Genomic DNA, 24381 nt, shown 5'->3' with positions numbered 1-24381 from the left:
CAGTCATGTATCCCACCGCCTACCATGGCGATATTCCCGTTTCCGGTAAATCACCCATGCTGCGCGCCGTGTTGACCCTGAGCCTGCTCATGCTGTCCCTGGAAGCTGTCGCCAGCGATACCCTGCGTTGCGGCAATTCGCTGATCACCGAGGGCATGAGCGAAGAACAGGTTGCCGCCAAATGCGGCACACCTGCCAGTACCACTGTGCGCACCGCACCGATCATGTCCTACAAGCGAAATGGCACCCGCTATCAAAGTGGCGAACGCGTGATGCACCGCTGGCACTATCAACGTTCCCCCGGCCAGTTCGATGCGGTGCTGGTATTCGAGGGCGGCGCGCTCACCGCCATCGAATTGCTGCACTGACCACCCCGGCACAAACGCCCCGGCAGCCCGTCCCCATCGCTTTTTCGCGCGTTTACTTGCGCAGCTTCAACCCAGCCAGCGCCGCCGCCATCGCACCCTGCGTCTCGGGCTGACGCTCCGTAGCCCGCTGTTGCGCGCGGCTGGCGGGTACCTTCGCCGGCTCGCTGGCCGCGTGATCACGCGCGCTATCGCCCATCCGCATGGTCAGCGCCACGCGTTTGCGCTTCAGATCGACCTCCAGCACCTTCACCTTGACCACGTCACCCGCCTTGACCACTTCGCGCGGATCCTTCACGAAGCGGGTGGACAGCGCGGAGATATGCACCAGCCCGTCCTGGTGCACGCCGATATCGACAAAAGCCCCGAAGTTGGTGACGTTGGTGACCACGCCTTCCAGCACCATGTCCGGGCGCAGGTCCTTCAGGTCTTCCACGCCGTCGGCAAAGCTGGCGGTCCTGAACTCCGGACGTGGATCGCGACCCGGCTTTTCCAGTTCGGCCAGGATGTCCTTCACGGTCGGCAAACCGAAGCGCTCGTCCGTATAGGTTCTGGCATCCAGCTTTTTCAGGTAGGCGCTGTCGCCGATCAGCGTACGCACGTCCTTCTGTACCTGGGCAATGATCTTTTCCACCACCGGATACGCTTCGGGGTGCACCGCCGAGGCATCGAGCGGGTTGTCGCCATTCATCACGCGCAGAAAACCCGCCGCCTGCTCGTAGGTCTTTTCGCCCAGGCGCGGCACCTTGAGCAGCGCGGCACGATTGGCGAAGGCGCCGTTGGCATCGCGGTACTGCACGATGTTGGCCGCCAGCGTGCCGCTCAGGCCGGACACACGTGCCAGCAGCGCGGCGGAGGCGGTATTCACGTCCACGCCAACTGCGTTCACACAGTCTTCGACCACCGCATCCAGCGAGCGGGCCAGTTCCCCCTGGTTCACATCGTGCTGATACTGGCCCACGCCGATCGATTTCGGGTCGATCTTGACCAGTTCGGCCAGCGGGTCCTGCAAGCGCCGGGCGATGGATACCGCCCCGCGCAGGCTGACATCCAGATCGGGAAACTCGCGCGCAGCCAGCTCCGACGCGGAGTAAACCGACGCGCCCGCCTCGGAGACCACCAGCTTGGTGAGGCGTTGCTCGGGTTGCAGCCTGATCAGATCGGCAGCCAGCTTGTCGGTCTCGCGGCTGGCAGTGCCGTTGCCGATAGCGATCAGCTCTACCTTGTGCTTGGACGCCAGTGCCGCCAGCACGGCCAGCGAGCGATCCCAGTCACGGCGCGGCTCGTGCGGATAGATGGTGGCGGTATCGACCAGCTTGCCGGTGGCATCGACCACGGCCACCTTCACCCCCGTGCGCAGGCCGGGGTCCAGCCCCATGGTGGCACGCGGGCCAGCCGGCGCGGCCAGCAGCAGGTCCTTCAGGTTGTGCGCGAACACGCGGATCGCGTCCAGCTCGGCCTTGTCGCGCAACTGCCCGACCAGTTCGGATTCCAGGCTGAGGAAGATCCTGGCCCGCCAGGCCAGGCGCACGGTATCGCTCAGCCATTTGTCCGCCGGCCGGCCCTGGTTTTCAATGCCAAAGCACCGGGCAATCTTCATTTCGCAGACATTGGGGCCCGCTGGCCGGACGCTGGCGTCCAATTCCTCCGGCAGCAGCAGAGCCAGGTTCAGCACGCCCTCATTGCGGCCGCGCAGCACCGCCAGGATGCGGTGCGACGGCATTGCGGACAGCTTTTCGTCATAGGCGAAATAGTCGGAGAACTTGGCGCCCTCCTCCGCCTTGCCCTCCACCAGCGTGGTCTTGACCACGCCCTGTTGCAGCAAGTGATCGCGCAACTCGCCCAGCAGCGCGGCATGTTCGCCGAACTGCTCCATCAGGATGGCGCGGGCGCCATCGAGCGCGGCCTTGACATCGGCCACACCCTGCTCGGGATCGACGTAGCGCTGCGCCACATCCTCCGGCGTCTGGGCGGGGTCAGCCAGCAGACCGTCCGCCAGCGGTTGCAGGCCTGCTTCACGGGCGATCTGCGCGCGGGTGCGACGCTTGGGCTTGTAGGGCAGGTACAGGTCTTCCAGCCGTTGCTTGTTGTCGGCCTCCAGCAATTGCGCCTTCAGCTCCGGGCTGAGCTTGCCCTGCTCTTCGACACTGGCGATCACCGTCACCCGGCGATCTTCCAGTTCGCGCAGGTAGCGCAGCCGCTCATCCAGCGTGCGCAACTGGGTGTCGTCCAAACCACCGGTGACTTCCTTGCGATAACGCGCGATGAAGGGAACGGTTGCGCCATCGTCCAGCAACTGGATCGTGGCATCCACCTGATTGGGACGGCAGGCGAGTTCTTGGGCAATGCGGTGGGAAATCGGGGGCAGCATGCGAAACCTGTGAACGGTTGAAGCGAAACGCGGCGCCCCGAGGGGCACCAGCATGAGAACGCGTGTAACGCGAAGCGGCTCAGGCGCCCTGGCGCGCGGCGATCAGCGTCAGCAATTGCAGCACTGCCAGTGCCGGCAAGCGCGTGTTGTCCGCAACGCTCCACAACGTGACGCTGCGTCCATCCGCCGAAGCGCGCAACCGGCTCACCCAGACCTTGTCGGCCCCTACTGCATCCTGGCTGGCGGCCATGCCGGCGGTACCGGGCACCTGCAACAGGAACACGCGCTCGGCCGATTTGAGCGCCTCAGCAACCGCATCGAGCGCGACCGGCGCCGCGAAATGCAGCGACACCGAGGCACCATGCCCGAAGAAATGCGGCGTCCGCACGCAGGTGACGTCCACGGGGCAATCCTCGGGGACCAGGCGGCGCAGCAAGGTCAATGCCGCCTTCTCTTCCGGTGTGTTGCCGGCCTCGTCCGGCTCGCCGAAGCCGCCGAGCAGGTTGTAGGCGATGCGTTTGGGGTAGACGGCGGTTTCGTGCTCGGTCTGGGCGAACAACGCACGCGTCTGCCCGGACAGCACGTCCACGCCAGCCTGGCCTTCGGTGGACACCGAGAGCATGCCGGTGGCACTGACGGACAGCAGTTGCCCCAGTTCCGCCAGTGGCGCGACGACGCTGGCCAGTTGCTGCGAGAACGGGTCGGGCAACGAGAGGACCTGCCCGCGCGCCAGCTTGCCGCCCGGGGCCTGGCTGCCGGTCAGGTCGATCACGATCAGGCCCGCGCTGGCGGCGGCATCCATCGCTTCCCGCGCGTCGGGCAGACAGTTCACCAGCACTGGCGCCTGCGACCAGTCGAAATCGGCGACTTCCAGCTCCGGGTAATCGTCGCCACGGAACTCCACCATGCCCGGTTCGTCGCCCGGCGTGAGCGGGAACAGCATCGGCAGGCGCAAGGGGCTATCCGAAATCACATCGAGCAGGGCCGTGCCCAGCGCAGTGTCGGCGCCCAGCAGCGCAAGGTTCATCGTGGACATCCAGTTCTCCCAAAAAACGCACAGGGCGCGGCTGCGCCCTGCAAACGCGCAATTGTAAAGGATTCGCCTGCCGGAGTGCCGCACTACAATGTCGGCATCCGCCGCTTTCGCGAGGCTACCGTGATCGATCAGACTACCCGCCGCTTGCTGCCCTGGCTCGTCGCCATCGGCTTTTTCATGCAGACGCTCGACTCCACCATTCTCAACACGGCCTTGCCCGCCATGGCGCGCGGCCTGAACGAAAGCCCGCTGCGCATGCAGTCGGTGGTGGTGGCCTATATGCTGACGGTCGCGTTGCTGATTCCCGCCTCGGGCTGGCTGGCCGACCGTTTCGGCACGCGCAAGGTCTTCATGAGCGCCATCGTGCTGTTCAGCCTGGGTTCGTTGCTGTGTGCCCTGTCGAGCAGCCTGACGCAGTTGGTGGCATCGCGCGTGGTTCAGGGCATGGGCGGTGCGCTGCTGCTACCGGTGGGGCGGCTGGCCGTCCTCAAGGTCTTTCCCAAGGAGCAACTGCTGCGTGTCCTGTCGTTCGTCACCATTCCCGGCCTGATCGGGCCGCTGGTGGGCCCGACACTGGGCGGCTGGCTGGTGGAAGTGGCCACCTGGCACTGGGTGTTCCTGATCAACATCCCGGTAGGGGTCGTCGGCTGCTTCGTGACCTCGCGCTACATGCCCGAATTGCTGGGCGGCGAAACGCGGTTCGACTGGGTGGGATTCGCGCTGTTCGGCACCGGGATGGTGCTGGTATCGGTGTCGTTGCAGGGCATGGGCGAGCATGCGCTGCCATTGGCCACCTCGCTGGTCCTGCTCTTCGCCGGACTGGCCGCGATGGCGGGCTACTGGCTGCACGCCGCGCGCTCGGCGCTGCCGCTGTTCAGCCTGCGACTGTTCCATATCCATACTTACGCCATCGGCGTACTGGGCAACCTGTTTGCCCGGCTGGGCAGCGGCGCCATCCCGTTCCTGACCCCGCTGTTCCTCCAGATCGGGCTGGGCTTTCCACCCACCCAGGCCGGGATGTTCATGATTCCCACGGTGTTGGGCGCAATGGTTTCCAAGACACTGGTGGAACCATTGATCCGCCGCCAGGGCTACCGCCGAGTGCTGGTGGGCAACACCTTGCTGCTGGGCATGATGATCGCCAGCTTCGCCCTCGTCGATCGCGAGACCCCCCACTGGATGCTATTACTGCAACTGGCGGTGTTCGGCGTGATCAACTCCTTGCAGTTCACGGCCATGAACACGCTGACGTTGGGCGATCTGGAGCCGGATACGGCCAGCAGCGGCAACAGCCTGCTGTCGGTGGTCATGCAGTTGTCGATGAGCCTCGGCGTGGCCGCCGCCGCCGCGTTGCTGGCGGGCTTCTCCGATCATGGCATCGCGCCGCAGCCGGAACGGCTGCTGAGCGCATTCCAGGACACCTATATCTGCGTGGGCGTGCTGTCGATGCTGGCGGCGTGCATCTTCATGCAATTGCGCCCCGGCGATGGCGATCACGCCCGGGCGCCAGTCGTCTCCGTCGAGGAAGGCTAGGGAGTGTCACCCCAGGACCACAATCCGCCGCCCCGAAAACGAAGATCGCCCCACCCGCGGGCGGGGCCTTTCGGCCTCGCCACCAATTCAACTGACCTGAGGAAAACATCATGCCCTTGGCCCATGTCTATCTCGCCCCCGGCTTCGAGGAAGTGGAAGCGCTGACCATCGTCGATGTATTGCGCCGCGCCGGTGTCGAAACGCTGCTGGTCGCCCTGGACGATCAGCTTTCCGTCACCGGCGCACACGACGTGGTCGTGCAGGCGGACCGGGCTTTCGCCGCGGTGGAAGGCCAGTTGGCCGACGCCATCGTGCTGCCGGGTGGCCCCGGTGCCGAAGCGCTGGCCGCCCATCCCGGCATCACCACCCGACTGCGCGCCCACCAGAGCGCCGGCAAGCACGTGGCCGCGATCTGCGCCGCGCCATCGGTACTGTCACGCGCCGGCGTGCTGGAAGGCCGCAAGGCAACCTGCTTTCCGGGATACGAGGAAAAACTGCGCGCAGGTGGCGCCGAATATGCGGGCTACAACGTGGTACAGGATGGGCAGTTCACCACGGGCCGTGGTCCGGCCACCGCGGGGTTGTTCGCACTGGAACTGGCCCGGCAACTGGCGGGCGAGGAAGCCGCGCTGAAGGTGGGCCGCGCAATGCTGTATGTCTGATCGACACCGAAAACGAAACGGCGGGCAATGCCCGCCGTTTTTTTACGCGTTCAGCGTCCGGGAGGATGCGGCACCACCCGCGCCAGTTCGTAGACGGTCTTGCCGCGCAGCTTGAACAGATCGGCCGCGTGGTACAGGTTCTCGGAGTGCCCGACGAACAGCAACCCTTCCTGCTTCATCAAGGGCGCGAAGCGTTGCAGTATCTTGAGCTGCGTCGTCTTGTCGAAATAGATCATCACGTTGCGGCAGAAGATCGCATCGAAGGGCCCACGGATCATCCAGTTGGGTTCCACCAGGTTGAGGCGGCGATAGACGATCATGTCGCGTACTTCCTGCTTCACCAGATAACGGCCATCGGGCAGGCGCTCGAAAAAGCGTCGCACGCGATTGGGGTCGAGCTTTTGCACCTCTTCGCCCGCATAGATGCCGGCACGCGCCTGATCCAGCACGTTGGTGTCCAGGTCGGTGGCGATGATCTTGACCGGCGGGCGCAAGGAATCGAAGGTCTCGCACGCCGTGATCGCCATGCTGTAGGGTTCTTCGCCGGTACTGGAGGCGGAACACCACAGGTTCAGCGTGCCGGCGCCACGGCTGGCCTTGAGGTGGTCGGCCAGGATGGGGAAGTGATGCGATTCGCGGAAGAACGATGTGAGATTGGTCGTCAGCGAATTGGTGAACAGCTCGAATTCCTTCTGGTCGCCGCGCTCCAGCACGTGCAGGTAATCGTTGAATGTCTTGAGATTCAATGCGCGCAGGCGCTTGGCCAGCCGGCCATAGACCATGTCGTGCTTGGTGGGCGACAAGGCGATGCCGGCATAGTCGTAGATCATCTTGCGGATCTTGTCGAAATCCTGCTCGGTGAAGGCGAATTCTCGAGTGGGTGGTTGCAGCATGCGTTGTCCTTATGGCCTTATCGAGCGTCGCGCTTTGCCCCGTTCTGATCAGGGGGCGAGTACGTTCAGGCTGTTTTTTCTGGGGGCCCGGGCGGGGTCTCACAATTCCGAAGAATAGCCTGCTGTCAGGCAACTTGTAATCAATGCGCCGGATGGCAGCCAAGTTTGGTCAGGCTGCGCTCGACGTAATCCGGCGGAACCACCAGTGCAGGATGCCCGGAGTGCTGGAGCAGCGCATTGATACGCGCCAAGCGCTGCCGCAGCATCGCGGCCTCCTCGCCCGCCGCGGCCAGTTGCACCGCCAGTTCCACGGCCTGGGCGTGCAGTTCCAGTTCGGGCGGCAGGTAGCCGGCATTCTTCAGCACGCGATACGCCATGCGCTGATGTTCGGGCACCAGCGGGTCGATATCCTCGGCCGGCAACGGGTGCCCGCTGCCGGGAAGGTTGTCCAGCTCGCCGGCGTCGCGCGCCTCGGCGATCCGCCGTTCCGCCAGTTCGTTGAGCCACCACATGCCGTTCTCCTCGATCGCGCTGCCCGGTAGACCGGACAACCCGCGTCAAATGCCCAGTTCCTGCCAGATGGCGTCCACCCGCGCCACCACCGCCGGATCGCGCTCGATCACCCTGCCCCACTCGCGGGCGGTTTCACCCGGCCATTTGTTGGTGGCATCCAGGCCCATCTTGCCGCCCAGGCCGGACACCGGGCTGGCGAAATCCAGGTAATCGATGGGCGTGTTTTCCACCAGCACGGTATCGCGGACCGGGTCCATGCGCGTGGTGATGGCCCAGATCACCTCCTGCCACGAGCGCGTATCCACATCCTCGTCCACCACGACGATGAACTTGGTGTACATGAACTGCCGCAGGAACGACCACACCCCGAACAACACCCGCTTGGCATGACCCGGGTACTGCTTGCGGATCGAGACGACGGCCATGCGATAGCTGCACCCTTCGGCGGGCAGGTAGAAGTCGACGATTTCGGGAAACTGCTTTTGCAGGATGGGCACGAATACTTCGTTCAGCGCCACGCCCAGCATCGCCGGCTCATCCGGGGGCTTGCCGGTGTAGGTGCTGTGATAGATCGCATCGTCGCGCTGGGTGATGCGGTCGATCTCGAATACCGGGAACCAGTCCTGCTCGTTGTAGTAACCGGTGTGGTCGCCATACGGGCCTTCCAGCGCATGCAGGTAGCCGCCGATTTCCTTCAGCGGTATGCCATGCTCGGAGACGCCTTCGTAACCGGGCTCGCAGGGTTTGATGGCGCCTTCCAGCACCATTTCGGCAGTGGCGGGAACCTCCAGGTCGTTGCCGATGCAGCGGGTCAGTTCGGTCTTGCCACCACGCAGCAGCCCGGCGAACTGGTATTCGGAAAGGCTGTCGGGCACCGGTGTGACCGCGCCCAGGATGGTGGCGGGATCGCAACCGAGCACCACCGCGATGGGGAACGGCTGGCCCGGGTGCCGTGCCGCATGCTCGCGAAAATCGAGCGCGCCACCGCGATGCGCCAGCCAGCGCATGATGACCTGGTGGCGACCGATCACCTGCTGGCGATAAATCCCCAGGTTCTGGCGCTTCTTGTGCGGCCCGCGCGTGACCACCAGGCCCCAGGTGATCAGCGGCGCCACATCGCCCGGCCAGCAATGCTGCACCGGGATGCGCCCCAGGTCCACGTCGGCGCCTTCGCTCACCCGCTGCTGACAAGGCCCGTTGCGGACTATCTTGGGCGACATGCTCAGCACCTGCTTCAGCAACGGCAGCTTGTCCCAGGCATCCTTCAGGCCGCGCGGCGGCTCGGGCTCCTTCAGGTAGGCCAGCGTCCGGCCGATCTCGCGCAACGCTTCGGTCCCGCTGGCGCCCATTCCCAGTGCCACGCGCCGGGGCGTACCGAACAGATTGCCCAGGACCGGCATGCTGTGACCGGGGACATTCTCGAACAGCAGGGCCGGCCCTTGCGCGCGCAGAGTGCGATCGCAGATTTCGGTCATTTCCAGGACAGGCGATACCGGCGCCGCGATACGCTTCAATTCGCCCTGGGCTTCCAGTTGTGCGCAGAAATCGCGCAGATCACGATATTTCATTGCGGGATTCTGAAGAGGGAAGCCGTCATTGTAACCGGCAAACGAAAACGCCCGGCCGATGCCGGGCGTTCCTGGTCAGGCAGGGCCAGATCACGCCAGCGACAGCGTCAGCCATTTTTCGTAGACACCACCGGCGGCCAACGGGCGCGCGTCGTCGAACACATCGCCGCGCTCCACGCAGACAAAGTGGCGGTAGGCATCGCCGACATCGGCGATGTTGAGCGCGAATTCGGCCGGATTCCAGACCACCGCGCTGCGGGTATCGCTCTCGATCCTGGTGGTGCCTTGCGCGGTACGGATGGCCTGCACCGCCGGCACGTCGAGATAGACGCGGTCGGTCGGGCCATCCAGGCGCAGCGTGCCTTGCTGCGGTTGCCGGGTGTTGGCGCCACCGACGGTGTTGATGAAGGTGCAGCCGTCGAGCCCTTCGATATCCGCCTGCGCCACGTCGGGCACAGCAAAATAGGTATGAAAGGCGCTGGAAAACGGCACTTCATGGTCGCCACGGTGCTCGAACCGCAACGCCAGGGTGAGCGAGCCCCCCACGGTCACGGCTAGGCGGGCGACGAAATCGTCGGGCCACAGCGCGCGCGTGGCATCACTGGGCAGCAACTCCAGCGTGACACGGGTGGTGCCATCAGCCAGCGCCTCGGCGCCAACCAGCGTCCAGGTGTGGTTGCGGGCGAAGCCGTGGGCCGGCTTGCCTTCGGGGTGACCACCGAACCAAGGCAGGCACAGCGGAATGCCACCACGCACCGCCTTGCCGGGAACGAACGTCGCCTTGGGCGACAGCCACAACAGATCATGACCGCCAGCCGGCACGAACGAAGTCAGGTGGGCCCCCTGCAGCGTCAGCTCGGCACGGCCCAAGGCGTTCTCCACGACCAGCATGGGCAGGCCCGCCCCGTCGCCGCCATGGATTTCGGTGGAATTGGCTACGGACACACCGGCAACATCGGCCAGGCGCGAATCGAATGCGGACAAGGTCTGCATCGTGACTTTCCTCGTGACAAAGTACTGCATTGTAGAGCAAAGCCAGCCACTGCTCGCGGCTGGCCCTTGTCTGTGCAGCACCGGCAAATCAGCCCTGGCGCGGCACCCAGACCAGGGCATCGCCGTCGAGCACCTTCTCGCCACGCACCAGGCAATAGGTGCCCAGCCGGACGCGCTGTTTTTCGGGAATGAGTTCGATGACTTCGGCCAGCGCGGTCACGGTGTCGCCGATCTTGACCGGCTTCAGGAAGCGCAGGTTCTGACCCATGTAGATGCAACCCGGTCCGGGCAGCTTCATGCCGATCACCGACGACAACAGGGCGGAAGTCAGCATACCGTGGATGATGCGCCCGCCAAACCGGGTGGCGGAGGCGAACTCCTCATCGATGTGCATCGGGTTGTTGTCGCCGGTCAGCCCGGCGAACAGCACCACATCGGTTTCGGTGACGGTTTTGCGGTATTCGGCCTTCAGGCCCACATACAGTTCTTCAAAGGTATAGGACACCGTTTTCTCCTGGCTGGGACTGCACGTTGTGCGTTGCACAATATACGCCGCCTGACCAGGCCCGAACAAATCATGCCTCGGGTTCCAGCCAGCGCGAAAACCACTTGAACAACCGGCGATAGGCATCGGCGGCGGCCTCGGGGTTCGGCCCCACCGTCACGCCCTGATGCGGGTAGCGCCCGGCCGGAATGCCGCGCCGGACATGCAACTCGGCCCCCAGCACATCGAAATCCTGGTAGGTCAGCGGATAGCCGACCAGATGCAGCGATTTCTGTTCGTCCCGTTCCACCAGCGCACGGCATGGTTCGATCAGGCTCCAGTCGTCCGACTCTCCCATCAACACCAGAGCGGGAACACGGGCATGGTAACGCTGCTGGCGGGCAAGGCTGGAGCAATCGGGATAGAACACCGCAGCCACTTCCAGCCCTTCCGTCTGACGGCCGGCCAGCGTCAGCACCGCCGAGCCACCTTGCGACCACCCCACCGCGCCGATCCGTGCCGCGTCCACCTGCAAACGCGTACGCAACCAGGCAATCGCCCATTGTGCATCGTCGGCGCGCCGTGCCGCGGTGACCTTCTGCCGCTGCGGCGCGACCGTGCATTGTTCACGCACGCCACGCGGACCATAACTGTCCGGAATCAGCACCGCGTATCCGAGTTCCTGAAACAATCCGGCCATGTGTGCATAGCGCGGTGCCAGTTGACCACGGCGCCACATGCCTTCGCAGCCATGCATCAGCACCACCGCGGGGGCACCGTGCGCGCTTTCCCTCGGTGCGAAGTACTCGCCACGCAGCGTGCGCCCCGGGCCGGCAAACGAGATCGGATCGGCAACAGCGGGTATGGCAAGCAGCAGCGACAAGCCGGACAGCAAAGCGCGCGCAAAATGGGTCATGGGGCTGAATCAGGAAAATCTGAACAACAGACAGAGGCCGCACTTTATCACGGCAGACCAGAAGAAGCTTGGCAGTCGGCCCGGCACTCGGCTAAATCGGGAAGCGCGCCTCGGAGCCATCCACGCGCCAGTGGCAGGCCCGCAAACGGGAACCCCGATATCCGGATCACCACCGGATGCGGGGCGGATGGAAAACCGGAACACGAACAAGGAGCCCGCGTGAGCGATACCTTGCAATACGCAATTGGCGACGATCATATCGCCAGGATCACGCTGGATCGCCCCACGGCCTGCAATGCGTTCGACGATGTGATGATCGCCGAACTGACCGCCTGCCTGGCCGGCCTGTCCCAGAATAGCGATCTGCGCGCGCTGATCCTGTCCGCGACGGGTCGGCATTTCTGTGCGGGGCTGGATTACCAGTGGCTGCTGCGTGCGTCGAGCCATGACCAGCACCGCAACTTCGAAGAGGCCCTGACGCTGTCGCGCCTGATGCAATTGCTGGACCGCTTTCCCGTCCCCACCATTGCCCGCGTCCAGGGTCCGGCCTTCGGCATGGGGCTGGGGCTGATCGCCTGTTGCGATCTGGTCGTCGCTCACCAGGACGCTTATTTCCAGCTTTCGGAAGTGCGGCTCGGGTTGGTGCCCGCCGTGACCGCGCCCTACATCCAGTCGAAGATCGGGGTGTCCGGCGCCCGGCGCTACTTTCTCACCGCGGAACCGATCGACTGCCGCCGTGCGCATGCGCTGGGGTTGATCCACGAAGTGGCCGAGACCGAGGCGGAACTAGAACAGTGGGTGACGCGCTGGCTGGATGCGATTGTGCAGAACGGCCCACGGGCCATGCTGGCGGCCAAGCGATTGGTGGCGGCCATCGAACACCGGCCGATCGACGACGCGCTGCTGTCGGATATCGCGCATCGTATCGCCCACCTGAGAGCAAGGGCGGAAGCGCAAGAGGGCGTCGCAGCCCATGTGGCTGGACGCCCTCCTCGCTGGCACGAAGCCGACTAGATGAAATGCGGTACTTCCGGTTGGTGGAATTGGATTTCGCGACGGCTCGCTTCAGCTTCCGCGACCGTCAATAAGCGCAGTTGCAGTTCAGGGCGCAACCGCCCGGGTTGTGCCTCCCGGGGACACGATACCGCCTGCTTCCTGGTGGTTGCGGGCGCTTCGAGCGCTTCTGCGCTCCCCGAAGACATATCGTAAGTCTTCAACATGGCCTGCCCTCCTTGAGTGGAACCGTACTGCGCGAAAACTTGCTTACACCCGGAATATCGGCGTCCCCCGCCAGAAATTCAATCCCGCCTGTCGCCAATAAAAAACGGCGGGGTTTCCGCCGTTTTTCCTTTACTCCACCGGGTTGCCGGCGTCTGCCGGTGCCTTCCGGTACTCCACCTTGAAACTCTTCTTCAGATCGTCGATGTATTTCGCCACTTCGACCTGACCATAGGTCCGCGCCACGTCCTGGCGCATGCGCAGGGCCATTTCGTCGCTCACGGGCGGAGCCGGGATTTCAGCCACGACCTTGTAGATCACATAGCCCGCGCCGGGAACATCCTTGCCCACGTAGGCGGGCAACTTACCGGCCGGGGCATGGAAGATCGCGCCCAGCGTCGCGGAGTCGATCCCTTGTTCGCCCAGGCGAGCGACAGGCCGCGAAGGTTGCCACGGCAGTTCCACAGCCTGGCCAGCCTGCAATGCCGCCAGTTGCTTGGCACCGGCTTCGGCGGCCAGCTTGGTGGCCTTTTCCAGCTTCAGGCGCTGTTCGATATCGCCGCGCACCGTTTCCAGCGGCGTCTGTTGCGCAGGCTTGTGTTCCAGAATCCGGGCCGAAACCAGGACATCCGGTGCCACTTCCACCGCTTCGGAGTTGTGCTTGCCCTTGAGGACATCGTCGCTGAACACCGCCTCGGCCAGCTTGGGGTTGTTCAGTTGCGCATCCTGGGCACCCTGGCGGGTAATCCAGCCGCTTTGCTGGACCGGCAGCTTGAACTCGTCCGCCGCGGGTTTCAGGCTGTCCGCCTTCTGATAGACCAGTTCGCTGAATGCCTGGGCCTGGCTGCGGTATTGCGACTCCGCCTTCTCACCCTGCAACTTGGCGACGATCTGCGGCTTCACCTGTTCGAAGGTGGACTTGGCCTGGATATCGTTCACACGAATGATGTGGAAGCCGAACTGGGTTTCCACCAGGTCGCTCAACTGGCCCTTCGGCAGCTTGAACATGGCCTCCTTGAACGGCGGCACCAGCGAAGCATCCGCACCGAACACACCAAGTTCACCACCGTTGGCGGCCGAGCCGGGGTCCTTGGAGTACTGCTTGGCCAGCTCGGCGAAGCGGCCGGGGTTGGCCTTCAACTCGGCCAGCACCTTTTCGGCTTCGGCACGGACCTTGGCCTTGGCATCCGGCTTGGCATCCTTGGGTACTTCGAACAGGATGTGCGCCACATCGCGCTGCTCGCCCAGCAGCTCCGCACGGTGCGTCTCGAAGTATTGCTGGATATCGGCATCGCTGACCGGCAACTGCGCCGCGATCTGCTGGCGCGACAGCATCACGTACTCCACCCGCACCATTTCGGGGGCTTTGAACTCGCTGGCATGGCCGTCGTAGTACTTCTTGATTTCGTCGGCACTCACGGCAACCTGGCCCACGTAAGTGGACGGAGCAAGAACCGTTGCCTGCACCTCGCGACGTTCGCCAACCAGCCTGGCCATGCGGGCCAGGGTGGTCTGCGGCACGATGTTGGTCACGCTATAGGCGCCCAGCAAGGTACGCGCGGCAATGCTTTCCCGCACGCGCTGCTCGAACATTGCCGGCGACATCTGTTGGGCGGCCAGCATTTCCTGATAACGCTTGGCGCTGAACTTGCCGTTCTCATGAAACGCATCGATCTGGGCAATGGCCTGCTGCAATTGCGTGGTGCTCGGGTTCAGCCGGAGCTTGTCGGCGGCGGCCAGGACCAAGCGCTGCTGAACGAGCTGCTCGACCACCATGGGACGCATCTCGTTGGAGATGGGCTGGCCATTGGTGGCTTGCTGAACGTCGTATTCGGTAATGGACTTTCCGTCGACCTTGACCAGCGCACCATCGGCACCGCCCATGGCGCTGTATCCCGTCACCCCCGCGCCGATTACCAGGCCCAGGGCGACCAGCCCGAGGACAATCTGAACCAGCGTTTTATTTTTTTGGACTATGTCAAACATGAAAACAGGCGCTCCACATCCAAGTTTTGGCGGCGACCATGATGCCAGAAGGCAGGCGCACTGTGTTGAACCATTGACCTGAACATGAACGGCGACTGCGGCGATATCGGGATGAGGCTTGCGGAAAAGCAAAAAAGCCAAGCTTGCGCTTGGCTTTTTTGTCGAAGCTGGCGGAGCGGACGGGACTCGAACCCGCGACCCCCGGCGTGACAGGCCGGTATTCTAACCAACTGAACTACCGCTCCGGTGAAGAGCAGCGATCTTAGCAGCTTTTCAGAAAATTGCAACTACTGTCGCACTACTGAATCTTGCCTGAAGCGCTGTGGTGGGTAGTAGTGGATTCGAACCACCGACCTCCTGCGTGTGAAGCAGGCGCTCTAACCAACTGAGCTAACCACCCCTTTCTTCTTTCGTCACTAATTCCTTAGCGACGAAAGACAATCATTGTACTGCATCTTTCAGGGATTTGCCAGCCCTAAATTTCGGTTGCTTGGCGGCATCGATCTGGATGGTCTCGCCAGTCCGCGGATTGCGACCATTGCGGGCTTCGCGCTCAGCCACGTAGAACGTGCCGAAGCCGACCAGCGTCACTTCGCCGCCGTTCTTCAGCGCAGCGGAAATCGCATCGATGGTGGCATCCAGTGCCTTGCCAGCGGAAGCCTTGGACAGGCCTGCGGATTCGGCGATAGCGTCGATGAGTTCGGATTTATTCACTTACGTCCCCTTTGGTTCTGGTTGGATAGGTCCGGTCGGCCGATTGCCTGAGCTTTATAGCAAGCGGCAAAAATAGGTGTCAACTAATGCTTGGTGGGCGGTGTTGTCGTTTCCGCACTAGGGTTGGCAGGGGCTTGCGCGCTGATGGGCTCCTCGGCGCCCTCTGCCTTCCCCGCCAGATCGGGCTGACGTTCCAGCGCGTGTCCCAGAACCTGGTCGAACCACTTGACCGAGTGGATCGTCAGACCACGCTTCACGTTGTCCGGAATCTCTGCAAGGTCTTTGACATTTCCGTCAGGAATCAGCACATGCTTGATGCCGCCACGGTGGGCCGCCAGCAGCTTTTCCTTCAGGCCACCGATCGGCAACACTTCGCCACGTAAGGTGATTTCCCCCGTCATGGCCACGTCGCAGCGCACCGGAATACCGGTGAGGATCGACGTCATCGCGGTGGCGATGGCAATGCCCGCGGACGGACCATCCTTCGGCGTGGCGCCTTCGGGCAAGTGGATATGAATGTCGTTCTTCTGATAGAACTCGGGGTCGATCCCCAGCGAAATAGCGCGTGAGCGCACCACCGACAGCGCCGCCTGGATCGACTCCTGCATCACGTCGCCCAGTTGGCCGGTCTGGATCATCTTGCCCTTGCCGGGCAGTTTGACCGCCTCGATGGTGAGCAACTCGCCCCCCACTTCGGTCCAGGCCAAGCCCGTCACCTGCCCCACCTGGTTCTGCTGCTCGGCGACGCCATATTCGAAGCGACGCACCCCCAGATACTTGTCGAGCGTCTTCGCGGTGATCGTCAGCTTCTTGTCGCTCGGCTTCACCATCAGGCTCTTGACGACCTTGCGGCAGATCTTGGCGATCTCGCGATCCAGGCTACGCACGCCCGCTTCGCGGGTGTAGTAACGCACGATATCGCGCACCGCACCTTCGTTGATGACCAGCTCGCCTTCCTTCACGCCGTTGTTCTTCATCTGCTTGGGCACGAGGTACTTGAGGGCGATATTGACCTTTTCGTCCTCGGTGTAGCCCGACAGACGGATGATTTCCATCCGGTCCAGCAGCGGCGCGGGGATGTTCAACGAGTTCGCGGTCGCCACGAACATCACGTCGGAAAGGTCGTAATCGACTTCCAGATAGTGGTCGCTGAACGCGTGGTTCTGCTCCGGATCGAGCACTTCCAGCAACGCCGAACTGGGGTCGCCACGGAAATCGGCGCCCATCTTGTCCACTTCGTCGAGCAGGAACAGCGGGTTCTTCACGCCGGCCTTGGTCATGCTTTGCAGGATCTTGCCCGGCATGGAGCCGATGTAGGTCCGGCGATGGCCGCGGATTTCGGCCTCGTCGCGCACCCCGCCCAGCGCCATCCGGACATACTTGCGATTCGTCGCCCGCGCGATCGATTCGCCCAGCGAGGTCTTGCCCACGCCGGGAGGGCCGACCAGGCACAGAATCGGCGCCTTCAGCTTGTCCACGCGACCTTGCACCGCGAGGTACTCGAGGATGCGCTCCTTGATCTTGTCCAGACCATAGTGATCGGCGTCGAGCACGCCTTCCGCCTCGCTCAGGTCCTTGCTGATCTTGGATCTCTTCTTCCAGGGCAGGCCGACCAGCGTATCGATGTAGTTGCGCACCACCGTGGCTTCCGCACTCATCGGCGACATCATGCGCAGCTTCTTCAGCTCGCCTTCGACCTTCTCACGGGCTTCCTTGCTCATGCCCGCGGCCTTGATGCGCTTTTCCAGCTCGTCCAGCTCGGCGTTCTCGTCGATCTCGCCGAGTTCTTTCTGGATGGCCTTCACCTGCTCGTTCAGGTAGTACTCGCGCTGGCTCTTTTCCATCTGCCGCTTGACGCGGCCGCGGATGCGCTTTTCCACCTGGAGGATGTCCAGTTCGGTTTCAAGCTGCTTGAGCAGATGCTCCATCCGCCGGCGCACGTCTTCCATCTCCAGCACGGCCTGCTTCTGCTCCAGCTTGAGCGGCAGGTGCGCGGCGATGGTATCGGCCAGGCGGCCCGCCGATTCGATACCGGACAACGAGGTCAGGATTTCCGGCGGAATCTTCTTGTTCAGTTTGACGTATTGGTCGAACTGCGAAAGCAGCGCACGGCGCATTGCCTCCGCTTCATGACCAGCGTCTTCATTGGGATCATGGGGCAAGGCATCGGCGCGGAAGTAGCCTTCGCCGTCGTGCAACGCGCTGACGGTGGCGCGCTGCAAGCCTTCCACCAGCACCTTGACGGTGCCATCGGGCAACTTGAGCAACTGGAGGACGGTCGCCACCGTGCCGACGGGATAGATATCGGCCATGCTGGGCTCGTCCTTCTGCGCATTCTTTTGCGCCACCAGAAGGATGTGCCGTCCTTCTTCCATGGCGGCTTCGAGCGCGCGGATCGATTTGGGTCGTCCCACGAAGAGCGGAATCACCATGTGCGGGAACACGACCACGTCCCGCAGCGGCAACATCGGGAACTGGGCTGGCTCTGAAGGCAGGACTTGGGATTCGGACATATTGGATGACCTGGTGAGTTTGTATGGGGCGCCGTGAAGCGCCTTTCCAATGATGTGGCCTGACTACGGGAAATTCAACGCCATCCGGGACAACCATGCGGATGGCATCGAAAAAGAACACCGCCCGCCACAATCGGCGGGCGGTGTGGATCGCGGAGAAACCGGCCGGCCTGTCCAGGCCACGGCACGGCAGTCATCGCGTTCAGGCGGCCGCGGATTCCTCGGCAGGTACCGCTACCTGCTCCGGTGCCTGCCCGGAAACGATCGTTTCCGGGCCGACCACCACGCGTGCCACGCCTTCCAGCGCCGGCAGCTCGTACATGGTGTCGAGCAGCGCGCCTTCGAGTATCGACCTGAGGCCACGCGCGCCGGTCTTGCGTTCCATCGCTTTCTTCGCGGCGGCTTCCAGCGCGGCCTGAGTCAGCTCCAGCTCCACGCCTTCCATCTCGAACAGCTTCTGGTACTGCTTGACCAAGGCGTTCTTGGGCTCGGTCAGGATAGTGATCAGCGCCGCTTCGTCCAGCTCGTCCAGCGTGGCGATCACCGGCACGCGGCCGACGAATTCGGGAATCAGGCCAAAGCGGATCAGGTCGTCCGGTTCCACCTGGTGCAGCATCTTGCCAACGCTGCTCTTGTCGTCGCGCGCCTGCACCTCGGCACTGAAGCCGATGCCGCCCTTGACCGAACGGTTGCGGATGATCTTGTCCAGCCCTTCGAAGGCACCGCCGACGATGAACAGGATATTGGTGGTATCGACCTGCGGCATCTCATGGTTCGGATGCTTGCGGCCACCATGCGGCGGCACCGAGGCAACAGTGCCCTCGATCAGCTTGAGCAGCGCCTGCTGCACGCCTTCGCCAGATACATCGCGGGTGATCGACGGGTTTTCCGACTTGCGCGCGATCTTGTCGATCTCATCGATGTAGACAATGCCCCGCTGCGCCTTCTCCACGTCGTAGTCGCATTGTTGCAGCAGCTTGGCGATGATGTGCTCGACATCCTCGCCCACGTAGCCGGCTTCGGTCAGCGTGGTGGCATCGGCGATCACGAACGGTACGTCGATCAGCTTGGCCATGGTCTGGGCCAGCAGCGTCTTGCCCGAACCGGTCGGACCGATGAGCAGGATGTTGGACTTGGACAGCTCCACATCGTTGCCCACCTTCTGATTCTTGGTGGAAAGCCGCTTGTAGTGGTTGTACACCGCCACGGCCAGGATCTTCTTGGCCCGCTCCTGCCCGATCACGTACTGATCCAGCACTTCGCGGATCTCGGTGGGCTTGGGCAGCTTCTTGCCGGAGGGCGTCTGCGTATCGGCGGTCGGCGTCTGCGCGGCTTCATCCTTGATGATGTCGTTGCATAGCTCGATGCACTCGTTGCAGATGAACACCTGCGGGCCGGCGATCAGTTTGGTCACCTCATGCTGGCTTTTGCCGCAAAAGGAGCAATAAAGCAGTTTTTCGTTGGACTTGTCGGTCATCAGCCATCTCCCTCAACACGCGGGAGCCGCGGTATCAATACAAAAGCCGCCAGCGCAACGCTGGCGGCGCATCCATGCATACAACCGGATCGATCAGGAGATCAGGGCACGCGACGTCAGCACGTCATCGATCAACCCATAGCTCTTCGCCTCATCGGCCGCCAGGAAATTATCGCGGTCGGTGTCGCGCTCGATGGTTTCCAGCGGCTGGCCCGTGTGATGAGCCAGCAGTTCGTTCAATTGCCGCTTGGTCTTCAGCAGCTCGCGGGCGTGGATTTCGATGTCCGACGCCTGCCCCGCCAGGCCGCCGATCAGCGGCTGGTGGATCATGATCCGCGAATGCGGCAATGCGAAGCGCTTACCTTTGGCGCCACCCGACAGAAGGAAGGCGCCCATCGAGGCCGCCATGCCCACGCATAGCGTGGACACATTGGGCTTGATGAACTGCATGGTGTCGTAGATCGCCATGCCGGCCGTGACCGAGCCGCCGGGGGAGTTGATATAGAAGTGGATATCCTTGTCGGGATTCTCGCTTTCCAGGAACAACAATTGCGCGACGACGAGGTTGGCACTCTGGTCATTGACCGGGCCGACCAGGAAGACGACCCGCTCCTTCAACAGGCGCGAGTAGATGTCGTATGAGCGTTCGCCACGGCCGCTCTGCTCGATCACCATGGGGATGTAACCGAGGTTTTGCGGGTCGAATTCCGATCGTTGCATTTGGGTGTTCCTCAGTGGAGGCCGCTTCAGCCCTGTTGGCCCATCAGTTCGTCGAAGGCGACGGCCTTCTCGACGGACTTGGCCTGACCGAGCACGAAGTCAACCACATTGTCTTCCAGCGCCATGGATTCCGGGCCTGCAAGCCGCTCGCGCTGCTCGTAGTACCAGGCCACGACATCCGCCGGGTCTTCGTAGTTCTCGGCCAGGTCTTCAATGATGGCCTTGACCTGTTCCGGCTTGGCTTCCAGGCCGTTGGCCTTCACCAGATCGGCAAGCACCAGACCCAGGTGGACACGGCGCTTGGCCTGCTCTTCGAACATCGCCGGCGAGAACGGTACCAACTTGGGATCGATACCGCGCGCTTTCAAGTCCGCCTGGGCTTGTTCCGCGAGACGGCCGATTTCCAGGCCGATCAGCGCGCGCGGCAGATCAACCGGAGTGGCATCGACCAGGGCGCTCATCACGCTTTCCTTCACGCGGGCCTTCAGGCGCAGACGTACTTCGCGCTCCAAGTTCTTCTTCACCTCGGCGCGCATCTTGGACACATCACCGTCGGCAATACCCAGTGCCTTGGCGAACTCGCCGTCGATTTCCGGCAGTTGCGGCGCGGCCACATTCTTCACGGTGATTTCGAACACGGCGGTCTTGCCGGCCACGTCCTTGCCTTGGTAATCGTCCGGGAACTTGACGTCGACGTTCTTGGTTTCGCCTTCCTTCATGCCGCGGATGCCGGTTTCGAAGTCGGCCAGCATCTGGCCCTTGCCCAGCAGGAATGCGTAGTTTTCAGCGGAACCACCCTGGAAAACCTCGCCGTCGATGGTGCCCTTGAAGTCGATGATCACGCGATCCTCGTCTTGCGCGGCGCGCTCCACGCGCTCGAAGCGGGTGCGCTGACGACGCAGGATTTCAACCGTCTTGTCCACTTCGGTTTCACCGACGTTCAGCACCGGCTTCTCGATTTCCTTGCCGGCCAGATCGCCCAGCTTCACTTCCGGATAAACCTCGAAAGTGGCGACGAACTGGAAATCGCCGTCTTCCTCGGCGCCGTCCTTGGGCTCGAAACGCGGGTAGCCGGCCACTTGCAGCTTCTGTTCGTAGACAGCCTTGCCGAACGAACGCTCGACGGTTTCGCCCAGCACTTCTTCCTGCACGCGGAAGCCATGTTGTTGGGCGACGATGTTCAACGGCGCCTTGCCCGGACGGAAGCCAGCGATCTTGGCCTTCTTGGCCACATCCTTCAGACGGGCGTCGACGCGCTTGGTGATTTCCTCGCGGGGAATCGAAATGCTGAGGCGTCGTTCCAGGCCGCTCAGGGTTTCCAGTTGTGCTTGCATGTGTAGATGTCCTTGATGCGAATTCTTCAACCGCGGGCGGCTGCGGGCACGCGCATACGCAGTGCGTTAATTTAAAAGTGAAAAACCGGCGCTGAACGGCCGGTACAGGGGGGAGGCGACCAGGCCGCGACGGCTTGCGAATGCCGCACCCCTCCCAACGGCAAGCTCAAAAGGATAACGCAACCCATCGCTGTTCGCCAATGAGCGCATGGCAAGGCATGCAGCCCCACCTGTATTCCTACAGACGTTTCGGCCAGCCTCCGCTGCGCGGAAATGGAGCGATGGGATGAAATGACCTCATTTCCAGGAGCCTTCCCATGCACACCCGCATCCCATCCTTGCTGCTGAGCGCCGCCCTGCTGGTCAGCATCGTTGCCGCGCTCACGCTGCACAAGGACCCCATCGTCCAGGCCGACGTCGCCGAACCTCCCCGCACCACCGTTGCCCTGGCCGGCGCGCGGGCCACAGAGCCGCCACCCACCCTGCGTTGACCATCGGGGATGCGCCCCGCCGCCCTTGATAAACAACCCGATCAGGAAGGCGAATGTCTGTTGTCGGGAGGTCGAGGAACTTCAGGATGCGCTAATTTGTTTATGCCCATGGAATACGTCATATTGGCCCGTCGCACTGACGACAATAAAACGATTCCGGAGGCAACATCATGAAGCTCGCAATTTCCTGCGCAATAGCCCTGCTCGCGTCCGCAGCCGCCCAGGCCACCTGTATTCCGCCCCCACCCGACGCATTCAGTAATGCAACGGCGAATAACCCGATCCCCCAGCGGGTCGGCGACGATGCCAGGCTGCCGGTTCGTCGGCCGCTGACCGGCGCGGGAACCGACTACAGCTGCCCAATGCCGATCGAAATCGGCGTCGCTTACCGGGTGTACAACTACCGCCCCGTAGCAATCGTTCATGCCTTGCTCGACGAACAGATCCAGCAAGCGGGCCTACCGACCACCAGCGCTCCCAGCGCCCCCGCATGGGATTCCACCCGCGTCTACCTGCAAGGCGAGCGTGCAAGCTTCAATGGTGCGGTCTACCTGGCCCAGTGGTGGACACAGGGCGAGCCGCCTGGAAGCGTCGCCTACGGCGCGTGGAAAGTGGAGGACGGCGGTGGTATCGGCGCCTGGTCGGCAAGCCGTGCTTACCAGGCCGAGGAAAAGGTCGTGTACGCGAATACCGTCTGGAAAGCACGCTGGTGGAGCCAGGGCGAGCAACCGGGCAGCAATGAATGGGGCGCGTGGCTGGCTACCACGGAAACGGTTCCGCAGCCTGTCGCCCTGCCCAGCCGCTACAGCGCGAGCCTGAGCTGGAATGGCGGCGAGCTCACCGTGAACGTGCAGAGCGTCAATGGCGCGATTTCCGGCCGGCCGGCGTATCTGGAAGTGCGCGAACAAGGCGTCGCGCTCGGCCGCATCACCCAGTTCCCCGCGCTGTATCACGATTGCTTCGGGCTACCCGAATGCCAGCCCGGCTCGTACTGGACCGGCTACGGCAAGTTCACCACCACGCAACTCCCCGGTACGGCGTGGGTCAGCCTCTGGGCCTGCAACAGCCAGAATGTCTGCCGACCGGCAGAAGCCACGCGCATTGTTCTCGGCCAGACCATCACGGGCCACCTGAGCGAACCCATGCCCCTGGAAGGCGATCCGCGTACCGTTCCGCAGTAGTCCGCTTTCCGTGGCAACGGTCGGGACAATCCGGCGCCAACCTCGATCCACCCGGATACCGGCCGACGAAGCAAAAGAAAAAGCCCACAAAATCAAGCCAAGGCCTGGTTTTGTGGGCTTTCTGCCACCCGCTGCGGCAAGCCGCGCATGATCCGGTGGTGCGAGAGGGGGGACTCGAACGGGCGCATAGATACTGGCTTAGCAGCCAGCCCGGGACAAATTTGGGACACTACCGCGAACATCCCTGGCCCCTCCAGCAACACAGCTCCCCAGGTACTGAGCAATTTCGCCACAGGCAATAAAATTGCACATGCAACAATACTAACCTATAGTTTCAAATGAATTCCATTGCTCGCCAGGAGGAACGATGACAGCACTGGCAAAAGTAGCACCTGACGCAGCGACCGTCCTCACAAAGGCCGTCGTGCGCGCCAGCGATGCCTTGGAGATCAACCAGAAGGTACTGGCGCGGATTCTCGGGAATTCCCCCTCGACGGTTTCCCGGATGGTACAGGGTGAGGCCCAGCTACGCCCCAACACCGGGGAGTGGGACGCAGCGACGGCGTTGATTCGTGTGTACCGCTCGCTGGGTGGTCTACTCGACGGGAATGATCAGCTCATCAAACTCTGGATGACAACCTTCAATCACGACTTGGCTGCGACGCCCATCGAAACGCTGGAAACGGGTGGCGGTGTATACCAACTGGGGGCTTACCTGGATGCCTATCGCGGTCGATTCTAACGCCACTTTCGACCGGGAAGTCTGGCGCGTCTGCGAGGGCCAAACCAAGCAATACACATGGTCCCTCGTAGACGACATTGCCGAACTTGACCTGCTTGAGCGCATCTTGGAGAGTTCCAAGCCCCCTTCACCGACACCTTCCGTCAAGCACTTTCTGCTGACAACGCCGTTTCGCTATCCAGAGCGTACCCCCGGGGGTTCCAGATTCGTCATGGAGGGCGCCAAGTGCGCGCTGTATAGCGCCCACAACCCAATCACTTGTTTCTGGGAGGCCGGGCATTGGGCAAAGCAATTCAGCGCGTCATCGACAGGGTTAAGCACGAAATCGATCATCCGCCGACGTTGCCTGTTCAGCCTACAGGTCGGCGGCCCCGTTATTGATCTCACGGCGCCTCCCTACAACGCCGACGCCGCTACGTGGATCCATCCTCACGACTATCACGCGTGCCAAGCTCTTGGGTCGCAAGCTCGTGCGGCGGGCGTGCCGTTGATTCAATACCAATCGGTGCGCGATCCAGATGCAGGTCTGTGCATGGCCGTGATGCTAGTCTCGGGTATTACCTGTGACAAACCCACAACGATGGAAGACTGGGATCTATTGGTCTCGCCAAAAGAAGTTGTTTGGCAACATCCTGTAAGCGGCCAACAAATCCCGGTCTAGTTGCGGATAA

23 protein-coding genes and 2 tRNA genes are annotated in these 24381 nt (G+C 62.8%); 8 read left to right on the top strand and 17 right to left on the bottom strand.

What is annotated here, in order from left to right:
* The first annotated feature begins 5 nt into the window (after positions 1–5).
* Positions 6–368, top strand: coding sequence for a DUF2845 domain-containing protein (locus FAZ21_RS14795; protein ID WP_136774218.1), 363 nt, complete (start codon positions 6–8; stop codon positions 366–368).
* 52 nt (positions 369–420) lie between these two features.
* Here FAZ21_RS14795 and FAZ21_RS14790 read toward each other — a convergent pair whose 3' ends face one another.
* A complete protein-coding gene (locus tag FAZ21_RS14790; protein ID WP_136774217.1) occupies positions 421–2736 on the bottom strand; it encodes a Tex family protein in 2316 nt (771 codons plus the stop codon).
* Between the two features lie 79 nt (positions 2737–2815).
* Positions 2816–3772 carry an Asd/ArgC dimerization domain-containing protein gene (locus FAZ21_RS14785; RefSeq protein ID WP_136774216.1) on the bottom strand — a complete coding sequence of 319 codons (957 nt, stop codon included), beginning with the start codon at positions 3770–3772 and terminating at the stop codon, positions 2816–2818.
* Positions 3773–3847: 75 nt separating this feature from the next.
* Here FAZ21_RS14785 and mdtD point away from each other — a divergent pair, with 75 nt between their 5' ends.
* Both mdtD and FAZ21_RS14775 read left to right on the top strand, forming a co-directional pair.
* Positions 3848–5305 carry a multidrug transporter subunit MdtD gene (mdtD, locus tag FAZ21_RS14780; protein ID WP_246038678.1) on the top strand — a complete coding sequence of 486 codons (1458 nt, stop codon included), beginning with the start codon at positions 3848–3850 and terminating at the stop codon, positions 5303–5305.
* Between the two features lie 110 nt (positions 5306–5415).
* Positions 5416–5967: a DJ-1 family glyoxalase III gene (locus FAZ21_RS14775; RefSeq protein WP_136774215.1), complete on the top strand. Its 552-nt coding sequence runs from the start codon at positions 5416–5418 to the stop codon at positions 5965–5967.
* A gap of 50 nt (positions 5968–6017) precedes the next feature.
* Here the strand turns inward: FAZ21_RS14775 and FAZ21_RS14770 are convergent, their stop codons facing one another.
* From FAZ21_RS14770 to FAZ21_RS14745, 6 genes are all read right to left on the bottom strand, one after another.
* Positions 6018–6860 (bottom strand): CheR family methyltransferase, encoded by an 843-nt coding sequence (locus tag FAZ21_RS14770; protein WP_136774214.1) that lies wholly within the window; start codon positions 6858–6860, stop codon positions 6018–6020.
* A 140-nt stretch (positions 6861–7000) separates the two neighbouring features.
* Positions 7001–7372 (bottom strand): DnaJ family domain-containing protein, encoded by a 372-nt coding sequence (locus FAZ21_RS14765; protein WP_136774213.1) that lies wholly within the window; start codon positions 7370–7372, stop codon positions 7001–7003.
* A 45-nt stretch (positions 7373–7417) separates the two neighbouring features.
* Positions 7418–8941 carry a 4-hydroxy-3-polyprenylbenzoate decarboxylase gene (ubiD, locus tag FAZ21_RS14760; RefSeq protein WP_136774212.1) on the bottom strand — a complete coding sequence of 508 codons (1524 nt, stop codon included), beginning with the start codon at positions 8939–8941 and terminating at the stop codon, positions 7418–7420.
* 90 nt (positions 8942–9031) lie between these two features.
* Entirely contained in the window at positions 9032–9934 is a 903-nt protein-coding gene (locus tag FAZ21_RS14755) for a D-hexose-6-phosphate mutarotase (RefSeq protein ID WP_169307421.1), read from the bottom strand.
* An 88-nt stretch (positions 9935–10022) separates the two neighbouring features.
* Complete coding sequence (locus FAZ21_RS14750) at positions 10023–10439, bottom strand: MaoC family dehydratase (RefSeq protein WP_136774210.1); 417 nt, start codon at positions 10437–10439, stop codon at positions 10023–10025.
* Between the two features lie 70 nt (positions 10440–10509).
* Complete coding sequence (locus FAZ21_RS14745; protein ID WP_136774209.1) at positions 10510–11334, bottom strand: dienelactone hydrolase family protein; 825 nt, start codon at positions 11332–11334, stop codon at positions 10510–10512.
* Between the two features lie 219 nt (positions 11335–11553).
* On the opposite strand from FAZ21_RS14745, the gene FAZ21_RS14740 reads away from it, so the two are divergent.
* Positions 11554–12348, top strand: a complete 795-nt coding sequence (locus tag FAZ21_RS14740) for an enoyl-CoA hydratase-related protein (protein WP_211243476.1) — start codon at positions 11554–11556, stop codon at positions 12346–12348.
* On the opposite strand, the gene FAZ21_RS14735 is transcribed toward FAZ21_RS14740, so the two are convergent.
* From FAZ21_RS14735 to tig, 9 genes are all read right to left on the bottom strand, one after another.
* Entirely contained in the window at positions 12345–12554 is a 210-nt protein-coding gene (locus tag FAZ21_RS14735) for a hypothetical protein (RefSeq protein WP_136774207.1), read from the bottom strand. The two genes, FAZ21_RS14740 and FAZ21_RS14735, sit on opposite strands and share 4 nt — an antisense overlap.
* Before the next feature lie 130 nt (positions 12555–12684).
* Positions 12685–14538, bottom strand: a complete 1854-nt coding sequence (locus FAZ21_RS14730) for a SurA N-terminal domain-containing protein (protein ID WP_136774206.1) — start codon at positions 14536–14538, stop codon at positions 12685–12687.
* Between the two features lie 168 nt (positions 14539–14706).
* Positions 14707–14783, bottom strand: a tRNA-Asp gene (locus tag FAZ21_RS14725).
* A gap of 78 nt (positions 14784–14861) precedes the next feature.
* Positions 14862–14938: transfer RNA gene (locus FAZ21_RS14720), tRNA-Val, on the bottom strand.
* Positions 14939–14979: 41 nt separating this feature from the next.
* On the bottom strand, positions 14980–15252 hold the full coding sequence (locus FAZ21_RS14715; protein WP_136774205.1) for an HU family DNA-binding protein: 273 nt from the start codon (positions 15250–15252) through the stop codon (positions 14980–14982).
* Between the two features lie 83 nt (positions 15253–15335).
* Positions 15336–17765 (bottom strand): endopeptidase La, encoded by a 2430-nt coding sequence (gene lon, locus FAZ21_RS14710; RefSeq protein ID WP_136774204.1) that lies wholly within the window; start codon positions 17763–17765, stop codon positions 15336–15338.
* Between the two features lie 202 nt (positions 17766–17967).
* On the bottom strand, positions 17968–19242 hold the full coding sequence (clpX, locus tag FAZ21_RS14705; protein WP_136774203.1) for an ATP-dependent Clp protease ATP-binding subunit ClpX: 1275 nt from the start codon (positions 19240–19242) through the stop codon (positions 17968–17970).
* 93 nt (positions 19243–19335) lie between these two features.
* On the bottom strand, positions 19336–19962 hold the full coding sequence (clpP, locus tag FAZ21_RS14700) for an ATP-dependent Clp endopeptidase proteolytic subunit ClpP (protein ID WP_136774202.1): 627 nt from the start codon (positions 19960–19962) through the stop codon (positions 19336–19338).
* Between the two features lie 26 nt (positions 19963–19988).
* Positions 19989–21296, bottom strand: a complete 1308-nt coding sequence (gene tig, locus FAZ21_RS14695) for a trigger factor (RefSeq protein ID WP_136774201.1) — start codon at positions 21294–21296, stop codon at positions 19989–19991.
* Between the two features lie 317 nt (positions 21297–21613).
* Here tig and FAZ21_RS20345 point away from each other — a divergent pair, with 317 nt between their 5' ends.
* The 4 genes from FAZ21_RS20345 to FAZ21_RS14680 all read left to right on the top strand — a co-directional run bounded on the left by FAZ21_RS20345 (position 21614) and on the right by FAZ21_RS14680 (position 24371).
* Positions 21614–21787, top strand: coding sequence for a hypothetical protein (locus FAZ21_RS20345; protein WP_169307420.1), 174 nt, complete (start codon positions 21614–21616; stop codon positions 21785–21787).
* Between the two features lie 170 nt (positions 21788–21957).
* The gene (locus FAZ21_RS14690; protein ID WP_136774200.1) at positions 21958–22968 is read left to right on the top strand and encodes a carbohydrate-binding protein; all 1011 of its coding nucleotides are present in this window, start codon (positions 21958–21960) and stop codon (positions 22966–22968) included.
* 367 nt (positions 22969–23335) lie between these two features.
* Positions 23336–23710 (top strand): antitoxin Xre-like helix-turn-helix domain-containing protein, encoded by a 375-nt coding sequence (locus FAZ21_RS14685; RefSeq protein ID WP_136774199.1) that lies wholly within the window; start codon positions 23336–23338, stop codon positions 23708–23710.
* A complete protein-coding gene (locus FAZ21_RS14680) occupies positions 23688–24371 on the top strand; it encodes an RES family NAD+ phosphorylase (RefSeq protein WP_136774198.1) in 684 nt (227 codons plus the stop codon). The genes FAZ21_RS14685 and FAZ21_RS14680 overlap by 23 nt, the downstream gene beginning before the upstream one ends.
* Positions 24372–24381: the final 10 nt, after the last annotated feature.

The organism is Chitiniphilus eburneus (genome assembly GCF_005048205.1).
In the GTDB taxonomy this organism is placed as follows: domain Bacteria; phylum Pseudomonadota; class Gammaproteobacteria; order Burkholderiales; family Chitinibacteraceae; genus Chitiniphilus; species Chitiniphilus eburneus.
This window is presented reverse-complemented; position numbering and strand designations above follow the sequence as displayed.

Bases quoted from the DNA above. Each gene is read 5' to 3' on its own strand.
- FAZ21_RS14795 (WP_136774218.1), top strand. From the start codon at position 6: ATGTATCCCACCGCCTACCATGGCGATATTCCCGTTTCCGGTAAATCA.
- FAZ21_RS14790 (WP_136774217.1), bottom strand. From the start codon at position 2,736: ATGCTGCCCCCGATTTCCCACCGCATTGCCCAAGAACTCGCCTGCCGT.
- FAZ21_RS14785 (WP_136774216.1), bottom strand. From the start codon at position 3,772: ATGTCCACGATGAACCTTGCGCTGCTGGGCGCCGACACTGCGCTGGGC.
- FAZ21_RS14775 (WP_136774215.1), top strand. From the start codon at position 5,416: ATGCCCTTGGCCCATGTCTATCTCGCCCCCGGCTTCGAGGAAGTGGAA.
- FAZ21_RS14770 (WP_136774214.1), bottom strand. From the start codon at position 6,860: ATGCTGCAACCACCCACTCGAGAATTCGCCTTCACCGAGCAGGATTTC.
- FAZ21_RS14765 (WP_136774213.1), bottom strand. From the start codon at position 7,372: ATGTGGTGGCTCAACGAACTGGCGGAACGGCGGATCGCCGAGGCGCGC.
- ubiD (WP_136774212.1), bottom strand. From the start codon at position 8,941: ATGAAATATCGTGATCTGCGCGATTTCTGCGCACAACTGGAAGCCCAG.
- FAZ21_RS14755 (WP_169307421.1), bottom strand. From the start codon at position 9,934: ATGCAGACCTTGTCCGCATTCGATTCGCGCCTGGCCGATGTTGCCGGT.
- FAZ21_RS14745 (WP_136774209.1), bottom strand. From the start codon at position 11,334: ATGACCCATTTTGCGCGCGCTTTGCTGTCCGGCTTGTCGCTGCTGCTT.
- FAZ21_RS14735 (WP_136774207.1), bottom strand. From the start codon at position 12,554: ATGTTGAAGACTTACGATATGTCTTCGGGGAGCGCAGAAGCGCTCGAA.
- FAZ21_RS14730 (WP_136774206.1), bottom strand. From the start codon at position 14,538: ATGTTTGACATAGTCCAAAAAAATAAAACGCTGGTTCAGATTGTCCTC.
- lon (WP_136774204.1), bottom strand. From the start codon at position 17,765: ATGTCCGAATCCCAAGTCCTGCCTTCAGAGCCAGCCCAGTTCCCGATG.
- clpX (WP_136774203.1), bottom strand. From the start codon at position 19,242: ATGACCGACAAGTCCAACGAAAAACTGCTTTATTGCTCCTTTTGCGGC.
- clpP (WP_136774202.1), bottom strand. From the start codon at position 19,962: ATGCAACGATCGGAATTCGACCCGCAAAACCTCGGTTACATCCCCATG.
- tig (WP_136774201.1), bottom strand. From the start codon at position 21,296: ATGCAAGCACAACTGGAAACCCTGAGCGGCCTGGAACGACGCCTCAGC.
- FAZ21_RS20345 (WP_169307420.1), top strand. From the start codon at position 21,614: ATGCACACCCGCATCCCATCCTTGCTGCTGAGCGCCGCCCTGCTGGTC.
- FAZ21_RS14690 (WP_136774200.1), top strand. From the start codon at position 21,958: ATGAAGCTCGCAATTTCCTGCGCAATAGCCCTGCTCGCGTCCGCAGCC.
- FAZ21_RS14685 (WP_136774199.1), top strand. From the start codon at position 23,336: ATGACAGCACTGGCAAAAGTAGCACCTGACGCAGCGACCGTCCTCACA.
- FAZ21_RS14680 (WP_136774198.1), top strand. From the start codon at position 23,688: ATGCCTATCGCGGTCGATTCTAACGCCACTTTCGACCGGGAAGTCTGG.